Consider the following 15,189-nt stretch of genomic DNA (forward strand, 5'->3'; position numbering starts at 1 on the left):
TCGGCTACAGGGCCACGCCCAGCAGGGCGTCCACGGCCCGCGAGACGACGCCCGGAGCACCGATGTCCGTGCCGCCCCGCTCCTGCTGGAGCGCAGCCCAGCGGTCGACGGCGGCGAGTGCGGCCGGGGCGTCGAGGTCGTTCGCGAGGGCTTCGCGGATCTCGTCGACGAGGGCTTCGGCGGGCGGCCCGTCGGGCCGGGAGACGGCGGCCCGCCAGCGCCCGAGCCGGGCCTCGGCGTCGATGAGGACCTGGTCGGTCCACTCCCAGTCGGCCCGGTAGTGGTGGGCGAGGAGGGTGAGCCGGATGGCGGCGGGGTCGACGCCGTCCTGGCGCAGCTTCGAGACGAAGACGAGGTTGCCCTTGGACTTCGACATCTTCTCGCCGTGCAGGCCGACCATGCCGGCGTGGACGTACGCCCGCGCCATGGGGAACTCGCCGGTCAGCACCTGGGCGTGGGAGGCGCCCATCTCGTGGTGCGGGAAGGCGAGGTCGGAGCCGCCGCCCTGCACGTCGAAGCCCATCCCGAGGTGGTCCAGGGCGATGGCCACGCACTCGATGTGCCAGCCGGGTCGGCCGCGGCCGAGCGAGCCGCCGTCCCAGCTGGGCTCGCCCTCGCGGGCCGCCGTCCAGAGCATCGGGTCGAGCGGGTTCTTCTTGCCGGAGCGGTCGGGGTCGCCGCCGCGCTCGGCGGAGAGCAGCCGCATGGCGGCCGCGTCGAGGCCCGAGACCCTGCCGAAGTCCGGGTCGGACTCGACGGAGAAGTAGACGTCGCCCTCGAGCTCGTAGGCGGCGCCGGCGTCCCGCAGCCGCTCGACGAGCGGGACGATGCCGGGTATCGCCTCGACGGCGCCTATGTAGTGCCGCGGCGGCAGCATCCGCAGGGCCGTCATGTCCTCGCGGAAGAGCGCCGTCTCCTTCTCGGCGAGGGCGACCCAGTCGACACCGTCGCGTTCGGCCCGCTCCAGGAGCGGGTCGTCGACATCGGTGACGTTCTGGACGTAGTGAACCTGCCGCTTGGTGTCGAGCCACACGCGCTGGACGAGGTCGAACGCGTTGTAGGTCGCCGCGTGACCCATGTGGGTCGCGTCGTACGGAGTGATGCCGCAGACGTAGATACGGGCGACGGGACCGGGGTCGAGGGAGACCAAGCCGCCGGTCGCGGTGTCGTGGATCCTCAGGTCGCGGCCCTGACCAGGCAGGGCGGGGACCTCGGAAGCGGGCCAGGCATGCATGTCATGAGCCTAACCGGACGGAAGTGGCGTATACGAACCGGAGCGGACCAGATGGCCGGGAAGGCCCTCTTGTGTGATCCCGGCCGGTGTGCAGAACGAGGCCACACGGGGCCGGGCGTGGCTGCCGGGTCACACGGGGCCGCGCGTACACGTCGGGGCCACTCGGGGCCGGGCGTTCCTGCCGGGGTCGCAGACAGCCGGGCGTACACGTCGGGGCCACACAGGTACCTGGCGTACCTGCGGGGTCACATGCGGCCAGGCGGCCTGCCGAGGTCACACGGGGACCTGGCGTACCCGTCGTGGCCACACGGGGACCTGGCGTACCCGTTGCGGCCAGACGCGGCCGGGCGTACCCGTCGCGGCCGCACGGCGCCCGGCCTGACCGTCGGGGCCACACGCGGCCCGGTGTGTCCGTCGGGGTCAGACCGGGGGCCAGGGGATCGCCGGCCAGTCGCCGCTCGGCTCCGGGTGTCTGCCGGCCACCAGCAGCGCGTCGGCACGCGCGCGTGTGGCGTCGAGTTCGGCGGGGGTGATGAGTGCGGCCAGGGTGCCCGCGAGCCGCCCGTCGGGTTCCAGGGCGGCCCTGAGGCCCTTGAGCGCCTCGACGGCCTCCCCGGTCAGGGGCTCCCCCGCCCAGCCCCACAGGAGCGTGCGCAGCTTGTTCTCGGCGTTGAAGGTGACCCCGTGGTCGATGCCGTACAGCCGGCCGTCGGCGGTGGGCAGCAGGTGCCCGCCCTTGCGGTCGGCGTTGTTGATCACCGCGTCGAGGACGGCGAGCCGGCGCAGCCGCTCGTCGTCCGCGTGCACCAGCAGCGCGGTCCGGCCCTCGCCGACCTCGGCGAAGCCGATCGCCTTCCAGCCCGGCTCGGGCTCCTCCGTGTCCACCAGGGCGAGCAGTTCGGACTCGGGGGCCGTCTCGATCCACAGCTGGCACATGCCCTCGCCGTACGGCCCCTCCCGCAGCACGGTGGGCGGCACCAGGCCCCAGCCGGTCGCCTCGGAGACCTCGTAGGCGGCGACCTCGCGCTGGGCGAGGGTGCCGTCGGGGAAGTCCCACAGCGGTCTCTCCCCCGCGACGGGCTTGTAGACGCAGGCGGCCTCGCGGCCCTCGTACGCGACGGCGCAGTACAGGGCCGCGTTCGAGGCGTCGCGGATGCGTCCGCGGACGGTGAGCTCGCCACGCGCGAGGAGTTCGACGGAGGCCGGGTCGGTGGTCGTCACGCCCCCCGGCGGTATCCGTTCTGGCGCGGACATACGTGTCCTTCCGGGTCGAGCGGCAGACTGCACAGCGGACACGGCGGCCTGCCCGCGTTGACGACGTCGAGCGCGCGCTTGGCGAAAGCCCTCGCCTGGGCGCCGGTGAGCCGGACCCGGAGCATAGGGGGCCCGTTCTCCTCGTCCTGGAGGAGCTTCTCCTCGGCCTCGGCGAGATCCTCCTCCGAGTCCGCGTCGAGCTCCACCAGGGCCTGCGCCTCGACGATCATGCGCTGTTCCTCGCCGTCCCAGGCGAGGGCCATGGTGCCGACCCGGAACTCCTCCTCGATCGGTGTGTCGAGGGGCGCCGTGTCGGTGTTCTCGGCGGGCGACATCGCGGGCACGGGGGCGCTGCCGCCACTTCGGCGTACGACCTCGTCCAGCAGTTCGTCCATGCGCTCGGCCAGCGCGGCGACCTGGGTCTTCTCCAGGGCCACGCTGGTCACTCGGACGCCGGCGGTGGCCTGGAGGAAGAAGGTACGGCGCCCGGGCAGTCCGACCGTACCGGCCACGAAACGGTCCGGGGGGTCGTAGAGGAACACCTGACGGGACACGTCCTGTCTCCATGGGAATCGTGGGTCATCGTGGGCCGGGGAACGGATGGGGGAACGTCCCTGCGGGTACGCGCGTGTGCGGACCGCTTCACCCTACTGCGGCCGACGATCACGGTGCGCCCGCACCACCCCCGACCGTCGCGTCCCCGGCCGGCGGCTCCTCGCGCGGGGCCAGGGAGGCGAAGTCCCCGGTGTCGCCGAGGCGCACGAGAAAGGGGCGCAGCCTGGTGTAACGGATCGCGGTGATGGAACACGGTTCTACGGAGATCCGCTGGAAGAGGTCGAGATGAAGCCCGAGGGCGTCCGCCACGAGCGACTTGATGATGTCGCCGTGCGAGCACATCAGATAGACGGCGTCGGCGCCGTGGTCGCGCTCCACGCGCGCGTTCCACTCGCGCACCGCCTCGGCGGCGCGGGTCTGCATGGCCCGCATGGACTCGCCACCGGGGAAGGCGGCGGCCGAGGGGTGCGACTGCACGACCTCCATCAGGGGCTCGTCCATCAGCTCGGCGAGCTTGCGTCCGGACCAGTCGCCGTAGTGGCACTCCCCGATCCGCTCGTCGCCGTGGACGCGCAGACCGGGGCGGGCGTCGAGGAGCGGCCGGATCGTCTCCTGGCAGCGTTGCAGGGGGCTTGCGACGACCTCGGCGATCGGCAGCCCGTCGAGCCGCCCGGGCAGTGCGGCGGCCTGCGCGGCTCCGCGCTCGTCGAGGGCGACGCCGGGCGTCCAGCCGGCGAGCACTGCGGAGGTGTTGGCGGTGGACCGGCCGTGCCGGACGAGGATCAGCGTGGGCATGCGGCCCAGCGTAGGCGCACGCGCGTGTGCGCCGGTGAGCGCTCGAAGAAAGGATGCACCCAGTGATCGTCGACTGTGCGGTCTACCGCGACGGGCACCGCGTGGAGGGCCCGGAGGACTTCTCGGACGCCCTGGACGAGGCACGGGCCGCCGGCGGCTTCGTGTGGATCGGGCTGCACGAGCCGACGGAGAAGGAGTTCGACCACGTCACGCGGGAGTTCGCCCTGCATCCGCTCGCCGTCGAGGACGCCCTGAATGCCCACCAGCGGCCCAAGCTGGAGGTCTACGACGACTCCCTTTTCCTGGTGTTCAAGCCGGTCGTCTACGAGCCGGAGAGCGACGCGGTCTCCTCCGGCGAGGTGATGGTGTTCCTCGGCGACGGCTTCGTGGTGACCGTCAGGCACGGCGAGGGCGCGCCGCTGGCCGCCGTACGGCACCGGCTGGAGGACGAGCCGGAACTGCTCGCCAAGGGGCCCACGGCGGTGGTGTACGCGATCGCCGACGCCACCGTGGACCACTACCTGGACGTGGCGACGGAGCTCCAGACGGACCTGGAGGAGCTGGAGACGGAGGTGTTCTCGCCGGACGGCGGCGGCTCACGGAACACCGCGTCGCGCATCTACCGGTTCAAGCGGCAGATCCTGGAGTTCCGCCGGGCCACCGGCCCGCTGGGGCCGCCGGTGACCCGGCTGGCGGGCACCAGCGGGTTCGGCCCGGGCGTGCCCTTCGTCAATGAAAAGGCACGGCCCTTCTTCCGCGACGTCAGCGACCATCTCACGCGGGTGAACGAGTCCGTGGAGGGGCTGGACCGGCTGGTCACGGACATCCTGTCGGCGCATCTGGCGCAGATGAGCGTCCGGCAGAACGACGACATGCGGAAGATCTCGGCGTGGGCGGCGATGGCCGCGATCCCGACGATGATCGCGGGGATCTACGGCATGAACTTCGAGCACATGCCGGAACTGCGGTGGGTGTGGTCGTATCCCGCGGTGATCGCGCTGATGGCCGCGCTCGAGGTGGTGCTGTACCGGACGTTCAAGCGGCGGGGATGGCTCTAGGCGTGCCGTTCCGGGACGTTGGTGACCATTCGCGTCGGACGTCGCCCGTCCGGCGGGAATGGCCGGACACGGAAAGGGGGCCGGGACCAGGCCGTGGCCGGTCCGCGCGGCGGGCTGAGGCGAACTCGGAAGCCGGGGCCGCCGAGCGCGTCGCGGCGCTCAGGCGAACTCGGGAGCCGGGGCCGCCGGGCCGCCGAGCGCGTCGCGGCGCTCGGGCATCTCCAGGGAGACCATCCGCCGCCAGCCCGCGAACCGTTCCCATGCGTACACGGCGTGGATGCCGACCGCGAGGAGCGCGGACCTGACCCTCGCCCAGCCGAGGATGTCGCCCATGTGGGCCATGACGGCCAGGCTCACGTCGCGGTAGATCCGGATCTCGGCGAGCGCGCACGCGCGCAGCGTCCTCTGGATGGCCCGGCCGTGTCCCGCGCGGGCCAGGCGCAGCAGTTCCTCGTGGCAGTAGGCGAGGTGGTTGTCCTCGTCGTTCGCGATCATCCGCACCGCGCGACCGAGGTCGGGGTGGTCGCCGAAGTGCTTGCGCAGCAGTTGCATCTGTTCGGCGGCCCGCTGTTCGGTGACCCGGCTGTGGACGAGGTAGGTGACGACGTCCTGCACGGTCAGCGGCTCGTCGGCCTTGAGCCGGTCGTGCGCGAGGCCGATGCCGGCCCGCTCCAGGAGCATCGTGTAGTCGGTGTCGGCCGGGACGGGGACGGGAGCGAGGCCGCGCTTCTTCATCAGGGCGTTGAAGATCCGTCCGTGCTTGTCCTCGTCGGCGCCGTGACGGGTGATCCTGGGGGCCAGGTCGCGTTCGCTCGGCGGAACGAGCGCGGCGATCCGCGCGTTCTCCCAGCCGCCCTGCGACTCTCCGCCGGCGGCGATGGAACAGAAGAGCGCGAAGGACTCGTCGTTGTCGATGATCTCCTGGAACAGACTCTTGGCCGAAAGCATCGTGGGGCACCTCTCCGCATTGCGCAGGATTCCGCAGCATTCCGCAAGGAACGAGTCAAATGCGGCACGGGAGGCGCTGCAACAGCTGTGTCGGACAACTCCGCCGAAAGAGGGACCCCACGCGTCGGCCCGGAAGCGTAACCACGCGCCGCGCGGCGCGTTGTTCCGCGTGACGGCCGTGGCGGGGAAGACCCCCGAGCCCCCACCACGGCCGCTGAACTCCCCGGGCCCCACCGGTCCCGGCTATCCCAGACCGGCGAGCTCCAGGGCCTGCGCACCGGCCCGCAGCGAGGCGAGGCGCTCGTCCAGGGTGAAGCCCGCGGGGGCGAGGGTGAGAGTCGTGACGCCGGCCGCCGCGTAGGCCTTCATCCGGTCGGCGATCCGCTCCACCGAACCCAGCAGCGTGGTCTGGTCGATCAGCTCGTGCGGTACGGCGGCCGCGGCGCCCTGCTTGTCACCGGACAGGTACTTGTCCTGGATCTCGTCGGCCGCCGCCTCGTAGCCCATGCGGCGCGCGAGCTGGTTGTAGAAGTTCTGCTTGCGGCTGCCCATCCCGCCGACGTACAGCGCGGTGTAGGGGCGGAAGGTGTCGGCGAGCCGCTCGACGTCCTTGTCGTCGCCGACGGCCAGCGGGAGCGTCGGGCAGACGTCGAAGCCGTCCAGAGTCTTGCCGGCCTTCTCGCGTCCGGCCCGCAGGTGCTTGATCGCGGTGTCCTCGATGTGGTCGGCGGACGGGAAGATGAGCAGCGCGCCATCGGCGATCTCGCCGGTCTGCTCCAGGTTCTTCGGGCCGATCGCGGCGATGTACAGCGGGATGTGCTCGCGCTCCGGGTGAACGGTCAGCTTGATCGGCTTGCCCGGGCCGCCCGGCAGCGGCAGCGTCCAGTGCTCGCCCTCGTACGACAGCCGCTCCCTCGTCATCGCCTTGCGGACGATCTCCACGTACTCCCGGGTGCGGGACAGCGGCTTGTCGAACTTGACGCCGTACCAGCCCTCGGAGACCTGCGGTCCCGAGACACCGAGGCCGAGGCGGAAACGACCGCCGGAGAGCGAGTCGAGAGTGGCGGCGGTCATCGCGGTCATCGCGGGCTGCCGGGCCGGGATCTGGAAGATGGCCGAGCCGACGTCGATGCGCTCGGTCTGCGCGGCCACCCAGGTGAGCACCGTGGCCGCGTCGGAGCCGTAGGCCTCGGCGGCCCAGCAGACGGCGTATCCGAGGCGGTCGGCCTCCTGGGCGACGGCGAGGTTGTCGCCGTCCATTCCGGCACCCCAGTAGCCGAGGTTGATCCCGAGCTGCATGGCCGATCCCCTTACTGATCAGTAACGACGCTGTTGCGGAGACCTTAGCGCGGGGGCCGGTGGCCGGGGAGGGCAGTGTGGCGAGGGTCGCGCCGATCGCAGCCGGAGCCACGGCCTGCGGAACTCCGCTCCAGCTCGCGCGGATTCGGTTGTCCACAGGCAACCCACTGCCCAGTTCTGGCCAGTAATCTCGGCGTCCATGGAGCAGAGGCATCTCGGCCGCACCGGCCTGCGTGTGTCCCGCATCGGGCTCGGCACCCTGACCTGGGGCCGCGACACCGACGAGCACGACGCCGCGGACGTCATGAAGACGTTCTGGGAGGCGGGCGGGACCCTCGTCGACACGGCCGACGTGTACGGCGACGGGGACGCCGAGTACCTGCTCGGACGGCTGATGGAGGGCCTGGTGCCGCGCCGGGACCTGATCATCTCGACGAAGGCGGGCAGCGTCCCCGACCCGGACCGCCGCTACGACGGCTCCCGGGGGCACCTCCTCGCCGCCCTCGACGCCTCGCTCGCCCGGCTGGGCACCGACCACGTCGACCTGTGGCAGGTGCACGCGTTCGACCCCGACACGCCACTGGAGGAGACCCTCCAGGCCCTCGACATCGCTGTCGCCAGCGGCCGCGCCCGGTACGCCGGGGTCGCCAACTTCTGCGGCTGGCAGCTCGCCAAGGCGGGCACCTGGCAGCTCTCCGCGCCGGGCACCCGCACCCGCCTCGCGGCCACGCAGATGGAGTACTCGCTGCTGCAACGCGGCATCGAGCGCGAGGTGCTGCCGGCCGCGCTCGATCTGGGCATCGGCCTGCTGCCGTCCTCTCCGCTGGGCCGCGGTGTCCTCACCGGCAAGTACCGGGGCGACGCCCTGCCGCCCGACTCGCGGGGCGCCTCGGACCACTTCGGGCTCTTCGTCGAGCCGTACCTCGACGACACCGCGAGCGGCATCGTGGACGCCGTGTCGACCGCCGCCGACGGGCTGGCGGTGACCCCGCTCCAGGTCGCCCTCGCCTGGGTCCGCGACCGGCCCGGCGTCACCGCCCCGATCGTCGGCGCGCGCAACGCGCAGCAGCTCACGGCGGCGTTGTCAGTGGAGGCCCTTAGTCTTCCTGACGAGATCTGCCGGGCCCTCGACGACGTGTCGGCGCCCGTGCACCGCTATCCCGATCACGACTGGAGCACGCTGTGAGCACGGAGCCGGATCCCCCGGAGAGCACCGAGACCGCCGGACCGGCGACACCGGACGCCGCCGGGGAGCCGGGAGCCCCGGAGGGCACCACGACGGAGCCTGCCGCCGACGGCGCTGCGACGAGCGACGACCGCACCCCCGCCGCGGGGGCAGCCGGCGAGGGCCCGAGCGCGGACGAGGGCGAACCCGGAGGCGGAGCCGAGGAGACGCTCGCCGCAGAGGCGGACGCCGACGGGATGGGCGCCGACGGGATGGGCGCCGACGGGCCGGACGCCGACGGGGTGGGCGCGAGCGACACCGGAGGGGAAGCTTCCGGGGGTGACGGCGGCGCTTCGGAAGCCGGTGACGGCCAAGCGGCCGCGCAGCTCTCCGAGGCGGAGGCCGAACTCGCCGCGCAGAAACTCGAGCGGGAGCGGATCGAGCGGCGCCGGGCCGAGAAGGCGGAGCCCATCGCCAGTGGGGCCAAGCTCAGCGGGAAGGCCGCCGACCTGCTGGCGGCCGTGCGTGCGGTGGAAGGCGGGGCGAAGCCCCCGGCCACCGCATTCGCCGAACCCGCTCCGGCCCCGCGCCGGCCCGACCCGGAACCGGTACGGCGTCCTCAGCCGGTGGTGTCCGTACCGGCCGCGTCCGCCGCACCGGCTCCCGCGCCGGACGCCGTCGAGGGCGCGCGGCGCGTGCTGGCCGCCGGTGGGGCGCCCGAGACGCTCGCGCCGCAGGCCGCCGTCGCGCTCGGCGAGGGCGCGGAGGAGCTCCTGCGCGAGGACCCCTGGCAGTTGCTGCGCGTCGCCGGCGTTCGGCCCGAGCAGGCCGACGGCTTCGCGCGGGCGCTGCTCGGCCCGGAGTGCGCCCCGGACGACGAACGGCGCGGCCGCGCCGTGACCGTATGGCTGCTGGAGCAGGCCGCCCTGGCCGGCCACACCGCCCTGGAGTTGCCGGCGCTCACCGCCGCCCTCGACCGGCAGGCCGTGCCGGACGCGGACGCGGCCGTGCAGAGCACGCTGGCCGAGGGCGAGGCCCTCGCCTTCCAGGACGCGCTGGAAGCGCCCGGCGCCGCACAGCCGGCCTCGGAGACGGACGAGGCCGGCGAAGAGGGCGAGGAGGCCCGGCCGGTTCGTGTCCTGGTGGGTCTGGAGCGGTACGCGCTCGCGGAGGAGAGCCTCGCCGACGCGCTGGCCCGGGTGGTCAACTCCCTGGCCAAGGAGGCCGCCGCGCCGTGGGAGCCGGTGACGGCCACCGCGTCCGGCAGCACGGCCGAACTGCTCCGCGCCGTCGCCGGGCACGGCCTGGTGCTGCACACCGGCGGCGAGGCCGCCCGCGCCGAACCGGCGGCCCTGCTCGGCGCGGCCCGGACCCTGGGCCTGCGCGCGGTCGCGGCCTGCCACACGGCGGACGGACGGCGGCGGTTCGCGGCTCTCCTCGGCGAGCCGGACGGGGACGGCGCCGTCGTCACCGTCCCCGGACTGCTCGCAGGGGCCGAGGGGCCCGGGCGGGACGCCGACGGGGCCTTCGCTCTCGACCTGCTGGTCCTGCTCGACGCGCCGCAACTGGACGTGGAGAGCGCGGCGATGCTGGCGGAGTCACTGCCGGACGGGGCACGGCTGGTGCTCAGCGGGGACCCCGCGGTGCTGTGGTCGGCCGGACCGGGCCGGGTCTTCGCCGACCTGCTGGCGGCGCGGGTGTGCCCGCAGGTCGCCTCGCGCACACCCGACCCGGGGCCGATCGGCGAGCTCGTCTCCGGTGTCGGCATCGGCGAGCTGAACCAGGTCGACGCCCCGGGCAAGGAGATCGTGATCGTGCCGGTGCGGGAGGCGGGCGAGGCCGTCCACCGCACCGTGCAGCTCGTCGCCGACTCGGTGCCGCGGGCCTTCGGGATCACGCCCGAGGAGACGGTGGCGATCACCCCGGGGCACGGCGGCGCGGCCGGCACACGCGCGCTGAACACCGCTCTCAAGGAACGGCTCAATCCCGGCCCCGGCCGGTTCGGCGGCTTCGACCCCGGCGACCGGATCGCCTACTCGCCCACTCCGGGCCGTACGGTGCCGGGCCGGGTGGTGACGGCCGACGCGGACGGGCTGCACCTGTCCTGCGCCGGCGCCTCGGTGGTCGTACCGAGGGAGCGGGTGGAACAGGCCGTCCGGCACGGGTGGGCGCTCACCGCGCACCAGGCCGTCGGCAGCCGGTGGCCCGCGGCGGTCGTGGTGCTGCCCGGGGACGCCGCGCAGGCCCTCTCCCGCCCCTGGGTGTACACGGCCTTCGGCCGGGCGGAGCGCCATCTGTCCGTGGTGCACGGCGTCGAGCAGGCCCTGCCGAGGGCCGTCGCCGAGGGCCCTGCGAAGCCCCGCACGACCCGGTTGCCGGTGCTGCTGCGCACCCAGGTCCCGGCGGCCGAGTAACGCGGACGGCGGCGGTCGGGAAGGGTCTCCCCTTCCCGACCGCCGCCGTCGTCACGTCCCGGAGGCTTCGCGCCCGCTGCCGGTCTCCGCCTCAGCGGTCCGCGTCCAGCGGCTCCAGTTCCTCGTCCTCGAGGTCGTCCACGAGGTCGTCGTCGCCGTCGTCGAGTTCGTCGAACACGGAGCTCACGTCGAATCGGCAGACCACTCGCCCGGGGTCGGCCTCTTCGAACGGCGTCTCCAGCCACTCGCCCGGCTCGGCGGGTTCTTCGGCCGCCAGCACCCACAGCGTGGAGTCGCCCTCCTCCAGGCCGAACTCCTTGTGCCGGGAGGCGATCTCGTCCGCCTCGAACTCGCCGAACAGAATGCCCAGGGCCCCGTGCACCGTGCCCGAGACCGCCGCGCCCGCTCCCTCGTCGTCCGCCGCCTCGACCCGCTGGGCCTGCGCCAGCAGCCGCTGCGGCTCCGCGACGGCGTAGTCGCGGCGGATCAGCACGCTCAGCGCGTTCGGCTCCTCGGGGCCCCCGTACGGCGGCAGGGAGTCCTCCGCGCCGGGGATCTCGAAGGGCGTGACCTCGTCGTAACGGTCGTAGAGCAGTTCGTCGTAGACCTCGGCGGCCGCGGCCAGCTCGTTGAACGCTTCGTAGACGGCCGGGTCGTCCTCCCCCGTCCTGCGTTCGACCGCGGCCAGGTGGCGGTCGAGCGCGGTCTTGACCGCCTCGGCGGCGGCGCGTACCTCGGCAGCGGTGGGCTGCGCAGCATCAGACATAGTGCAGACGCTATCCGTACCGGACCCCAGACCGCACAATAGATGCGATGCCGGAATACGAATTTGTCGACGTCTACGTACCGCGTGGGGTCTCCCGCAAGGACGCGACCCGACTGCTGACCGACCATGCCGAGTACGGACACTGGGAGTTGGACCGCCTGAGCCTGCTGCGTGACGGCAGCCGCAGGGTGCGGTTGCGCCGGCGGATCATCCGCCAGGTGCGGGCCACGTGGTGAGGTGAGACGACACGAACGGAGCGGGCCCCGCCAAGGCGGGACCCGCTTCGTCGTGGACACCCCAAAGGCTCACGCGGAGGCGCGCGCCTTGCGGTAGAGCACCGCACCCGCGAGCAGCGCGCCCGCGCCGGCCGGCAGGGCGAGGCCCACCGGCAGTCCGCTGCCGGTGTGCGCGAGCTGCGCGGCAGGGGCGGCGGGCCGGTGGACGGCGGAGGCGCCGGCCGGGGTCACGTGGTCCGAGGTGGACGGCACGCCTCCGGGCCGGGACGGGCTGGAGTGGCCGTGCCCGCCCGGCTTGCCGGGGCCGTGCCCGCTGGGCTTGCCCGGCGTCTCGTGGCCGCGGGACGGAGGCGTGTGGGCCTCGGGACCGCTGTCGTTGGCGCAGTCGTTGCCGAACGACGGGTTGAGGATCCCGACGACGTCGATGCCGTTGCCGCACACGTTCACCGGCACGTCGATCGGCGCTTGGACGTGGTTGCCGGAGCCGACACCGGGCGATCCGCCGGTGTACCCGCCCGCGTGCGCGCCGCCGGAGCCCCCGTGCGCGCCGGAGCCGCCGTGGCCTCCGCCCTGGCTTCCGCCGTGGTTCCCGCCCCGGCCGCCACCGCCCTGGTGGTCGCCGTGTCCGCCCGACTGCGCGCCGCCGCCCTGGTGGTCGCCGTATCCGCCGGACTGCGCGCCGCCGCCCCGGTGGTCGCCGTATCCGCCCGAGTGCGCACCCCCGCCCTTGTTGGCGCAGGAGTTGCCGAAGGCCGGGTTGAGCGCTCCGATGACGTCGATGGTGTTGCCGCAGATGTTCACGGGCACGTTGAGCGGCGCCTGCACCGAGTTGCCCGAAAGGACGCCGGGCGAGTCCGTGGCGGCGCCGTTCGCGCCGGAGTCGGCGTGGGCGTAGCCGCCCGCGGCGGCGATCACCCCCGTCGCAGCCGCCACGGTCATGAGGCTTTTGCGGGTGACCTGTCGCATTACTGAATCCCTGCTTTCAATCTCGTCATGCGTCCCGAATTGCTCACAGCATGGCAGCTGTTCGATTCATTTCGGGCTCTTCGACTTCTTCGGCTTTTCCTTCGGAAAAAGACCGGTCGGCCCCGGAGCGCATGACGCGCGCTCCGGGGCCGACGGTGTGGACGACCCCTCAGCGGGTCGACGTCACTTGTTGATGCAGGTGTTGCCGAAGGCGGGGTTCAGCAGCCCGATCACCGAGATCGTGTTGCCGCAGACGTTCACCGGGACATGCACGGGCACCTGGATCACGTTGCCGGAGACGACGCCCGGGGAGTGCACGGCAGCACCCTGGGCACCCGCGTCGGCAACAGCCAGACCCGCACCCGCGAGAACCAGCCCACCAGTGGCAGCCGCAGCAGCGACGACCTTCTTGATCATTATTCCTCCTTGTTGGCAATGCGATCCCAAGCAGCGGATCGCATCACCAGTAACGAGGAGGAATTAATGAGGCTACGCGCTTATCGGCGCATTCACTCTTCCCAGTCATACCCGTACAGGCGGCCGAATTTCCGTACCCGGTGAAGCCTCGTTCCACCGGGACGATTCAGGACGCGTCGATGAACCGGTCGAGCACGCGCACCCCGAACCGGAGCCCGTCCACCGGGACCCGCTCGTCCACGCCGTGGAACATCCCGGCGAAGTCCAGCTCCGGCGGAAGCTTCAGCGGGGCGAAGCCGAAGCCGCGGATACCGAGGTCGTCGAAGGACTTGGCGTCCGTGCCGCCGGAGAGCATGTAGGGGATGGCCTTGGCGGTCGGGTCCTCGGCGAGCAGCGCGGACTGCATCGCCTCGACCAGCGCCCCGTCGAAGGAGGTCTCCAGCGCCTTGTCCGAGTGCACGTCCTCGCGGCGCACCTTCGGGCCGAGGATCCGGTCGAGGTCGGCGAGGAACTCGTCCTCGTGCCCCGGCAGGAACCGCCCGTCGACGTGCGCGGTGGCCTCGCCGGGGATGACGTTGACCTTGTAACCGGCGCCCAGCTGGGTCGGGTTGGCGGTGTTGCTCAGGGTCGCGCCGATCAGTTTGGCGATCCCGCCCAGCCTGGCGAGCGTCGCCTGCATGTCCTCGGGGTCCAGCTCGGTGCCGAGGGCGTCGCCGAGCTCGTCGAGGAAGGCGCGGGTCGTCTTGGTGACCCGCACCGGGAAGGTGTGCCTGCCGAGCCGTGCGACCGCCTCGGACAACTCGGTGATGGCGTTGTCCCGGTGGATCATCGAGCCGTGCCCCGCGGTGCCGGCCACGGTCAGCTTCATCCAGTGCATGCCCTTCTCGGCCGTCTGGATGAGGTAGAGCCGCCGCTCCTCGCTCACGGTGAACGAGAACCCGCCGACCTCGCTGATCGCCTCGGTGACGCCGTCGAACAGGTCGCGGTGGTTGTCGACGAGGTGCCGGGCGCCGTAGGTGCCGCCGGCCTCCTCGTCGGCGAGGAACGCGAGCACGATGTCGCGGGGCGGCCTGCGCCCCGAGCGCAGCCGGTCACGGACGACCGCCAGCGTCATCGCGTCCATGTCCTTCATGTCGACCGCGCCCCGGCCCCACACGCATCCGTCGGCGACCTCGCCGGAGAACGGGTGGTGGGTCCAGTCGGCCGCGTTGGCCGGCACGACGTCGAGGTGACCGTGGATGAGCAGCGCGGGCCTGGACGGGTCCTCGCCCTCGATGCGGGCCACCGTGGAGGCGCGGCCCGGGTGCGACTCGAAGATCTGCGGTTCGAGGCCCACCTCGGCGAGCTTCTCGGCGACCCACTCGGCCGCCTTGCGCTCGCCCGGGCCCGAGTGGTCGCCGTAGTTGCTGGTGTCGATCCGGATCAGCTCGCGGCAGAGGTCCACGACCTCGTCCTCGCCGGTGACGCTCCTGGCCGTGTCGTCCGTCGGGCTCACGCTGGTTCCTCCCGCTGTCACTGCTGGTGGGTCCCCCTCATCCTCCCTCTCCCCCGGCCGCGGCCCAAGACCGGTCCCGGCCCGTCACACGCCGTTCACGCGGGACGCGGCATCCGGCGGGGCGACTGCGCGTGATCGGGCACCCCGGAAAGCCTGGTAATGTTTACGACGTCGCCGCGGGGGAAACCCCGCACGACAGACACCTTGTCCGGGTGGCGGAATGGCAGACGCGCTAGCTTGAGGTGCTAGTGCCCTTTATCGGGCGTGGGGGTTCAAGTCCCCCCTCGGACACAGAACCAGAGAGGGTGGCCCGGCCGGTTGGCCGGGCCACCCTCTCCGTGTTTCCGCCTTTCCGTCGGCCTCGTGGGGCCGACCTGCGCCAGTCCTGGAGCGCCCCTCCCATCGATGTGGGGCAGATCTCGCCGCCGCAGGGGCCGCGCAGGTCAGGGCACTGGAGACGATCTTCCTCGGAGCCCCGGACGGCCTCCCCGAGTGGCCGACGCAAGCGGGCGAGCCTAGCTTCGTACTAAAATTTCCGGCTTGTTACGGAGCTGGACCGGACAACCCCAGGCAGACCTGCGGGCCCG

At 72.6% G+C, this 15,189-nt stretch carries 14 protein-coding genes and 1 tRNA gene; 5 read left to right on the plus strand and 10 right to left on the minus strand.

Going from position 1 to position 15,189, the window contains the following annotated elements:
• Positions 1-4 precede the first annotated feature (4 nt).
• The 4 genes from mshC to ACIPFH_RS31230 all read right to left on the minus strand — a co-directional run bounded on the left by mshC (position 5) and on the right by ACIPFH_RS31230 (position 3,838).
• Positions 5-1,234 carry a cysteine--1-D-myo-inosityl 2-amino-2-deoxy-alpha-D-glucopyranoside ligase gene (gene mshC / locus ACIPFH_RS31215; protein WP_401831648.1) on the minus strand — a complete coding sequence of 410 codons (1,230 nt, stop codon included), beginning with the start codon at positions 1,232-1,234 and terminating at the stop codon, positions 5-7.
• 420 nt (positions 1,235-1,654) lie between these two features.
• Positions 1,655-2,488 (minus strand): SCO1664 family protein, encoded by an 834-nt coding sequence (locus tag ACIPFH_RS31220; protein ID WP_401831650.1) that lies wholly within the window; start codon positions 2,486-2,488, stop codon positions 1,655-1,657.
• Entirely contained in the window at positions 2,452-3,042 is a 591-nt protein-coding gene (locus ACIPFH_RS31225) for a DUF3090 domain-containing protein (RefSeq protein WP_401831651.1), read from the minus strand. The genes ACIPFH_RS31220 and ACIPFH_RS31225 overlap by 37 nt, the downstream gene beginning before the upstream one ends.
• 109 nt (positions 3,043-3,151) lie before the next feature.
• Entirely contained in the window at positions 3,152-3,838 is a 687-nt protein-coding gene (locus ACIPFH_RS31230; protein ID WP_401831653.1) for a histidine phosphatase family protein, read from the minus strand.
• A 62-nt stretch (positions 3,839-3,900) separates the two neighbouring features.
• Here ACIPFH_RS31230 and corA point away from each other — a divergent pair, with 62 nt between their 5' ends.
• Positions 3,901-4,896, plus strand: a complete 996-nt coding sequence (gene corA / locus ACIPFH_RS31235; RefSeq protein WP_401831655.1) for a magnesium/cobalt transporter CorA — start codon at positions 3,901-3,903, stop codon at positions 4,894-4,896.
• Between the two features lie 159 nt (positions 4,897-5,055).
• Here the strand turns inward: corA and ACIPFH_RS31240 are convergent, their stop codons facing one another.
• A complete protein-coding gene (locus tag ACIPFH_RS31240) occupies positions 5,056-5,844 on the minus strand; it encodes a ferritin-like domain-containing protein (protein WP_401831657.1) in 789 nt (262 codons plus the stop codon).
• A gap of 243 nt (positions 5,845-6,087) precedes the next feature.
• Positions 6,088-7,143, minus strand: a complete 1,056-nt coding sequence (locus tag ACIPFH_RS31245) for an LLM class F420-dependent oxidoreductase (RefSeq protein WP_401831659.1) — start codon at positions 7,141-7,143, stop codon at positions 6,088-6,090.
• A 199-nt stretch (positions 7,144-7,342) separates the two neighbouring features.
• On the opposite strand from ACIPFH_RS31245, the gene ACIPFH_RS31250 reads away from it, so the two are divergent.
• A complete protein-coding gene (locus ACIPFH_RS31250) occupies positions 7,343-8,329 on the plus strand; it encodes an aldo/keto reductase (protein ID WP_356262225.1) in 987 nt (328 codons plus the stop codon).
• A complete protein-coding gene (locus tag ACIPFH_RS31255) occupies positions 8,326-10,722 on the plus strand; it encodes a helix-hairpin-helix domain-containing protein (protein ID WP_401831661.1) in 2,397 nt (798 codons plus the stop codon). Before ACIPFH_RS31250 ends, ACIPFH_RS31255 begins: the two co-directional genes overlap by 4 nt.
• A 91-nt stretch (positions 10,723-10,813) precedes the next feature.
• Here ACIPFH_RS31255 and ACIPFH_RS31260 read toward each other — a convergent pair whose 3' ends face one another.
• Positions 10,814-11,488 carry a hypothetical protein gene (locus tag ACIPFH_RS31260; protein WP_401831664.1) on the minus strand — a complete coding sequence of 225 codons (675 nt, stop codon included), beginning with the start codon at positions 11,486-11,488 and terminating at the stop codon, positions 10,814-10,816.
• A 47-nt stretch (positions 11,489-11,535) separates the two neighbouring features.
• Between ACIPFH_RS31260 and ACIPFH_RS31265 the strand changes: the two genes are divergently transcribed.
• A complete protein-coding gene (locus ACIPFH_RS31265; protein ID WP_005485166.1) occupies positions 11,536-11,724 on the plus strand; it encodes a DUF5703 family protein in 189 nt (62 codons plus the stop codon).
• A 69-nt stretch (positions 11,725-11,793) separates the two neighbouring features.
• Here the strand turns inward: ACIPFH_RS31265 and ACIPFH_RS31270 are convergent, their stop codons facing one another.
• The 3 genes from ACIPFH_RS31270 to ACIPFH_RS31280 form a co-directional block, all read right to left on the minus strand.
• A complete protein-coding gene (locus tag ACIPFH_RS31270; protein ID WP_401831667.1) occupies positions 11,794-12,690 on the minus strand; it encodes a chaplin in 897 nt (298 codons plus the stop codon).
• Positions 12,691-12,873: 183 nt separating this feature from the next.
• A complete protein-coding gene (gene chpH / locus ACIPFH_RS31275) occupies positions 12,874-13,107 on the minus strand; it encodes a chaplin ChpH (RefSeq protein ID WP_054239358.1) in 234 nt (77 codons plus the stop codon).
• Positions 13,108-13,273: 166 nt separating this feature from the next.
• Positions 13,274-14,602, minus strand: coding sequence for a M20/M25/M40 family metallo-hydrolase (locus ACIPFH_RS31280; RefSeq protein WP_356258353.1), 1,329 nt, complete (start codon positions 14,600-14,602; stop codon positions 13,274-13,276).
• Positions 14,603-14,808: 206 nt separating this feature from the next.
• On the opposite strand from ACIPFH_RS31280, the gene ACIPFH_RS31285 reads away from it, so the two are divergent.
• A tRNA-Leu gene (locus tag ACIPFH_RS31285) sits at positions 14,809-14,893 on the plus strand.
• Positions 14,894-15,189 lie beyond the last annotated feature (296 nt).

Origin of the sequence: Streptomyces sp. NPDC088157, assembly GCF_044741545.1 — a bacterium.
GTDB lineage: Bacteria > Actinomycetota > Actinomycetes > Streptomycetales > Streptomycetaceae > Streptomyces.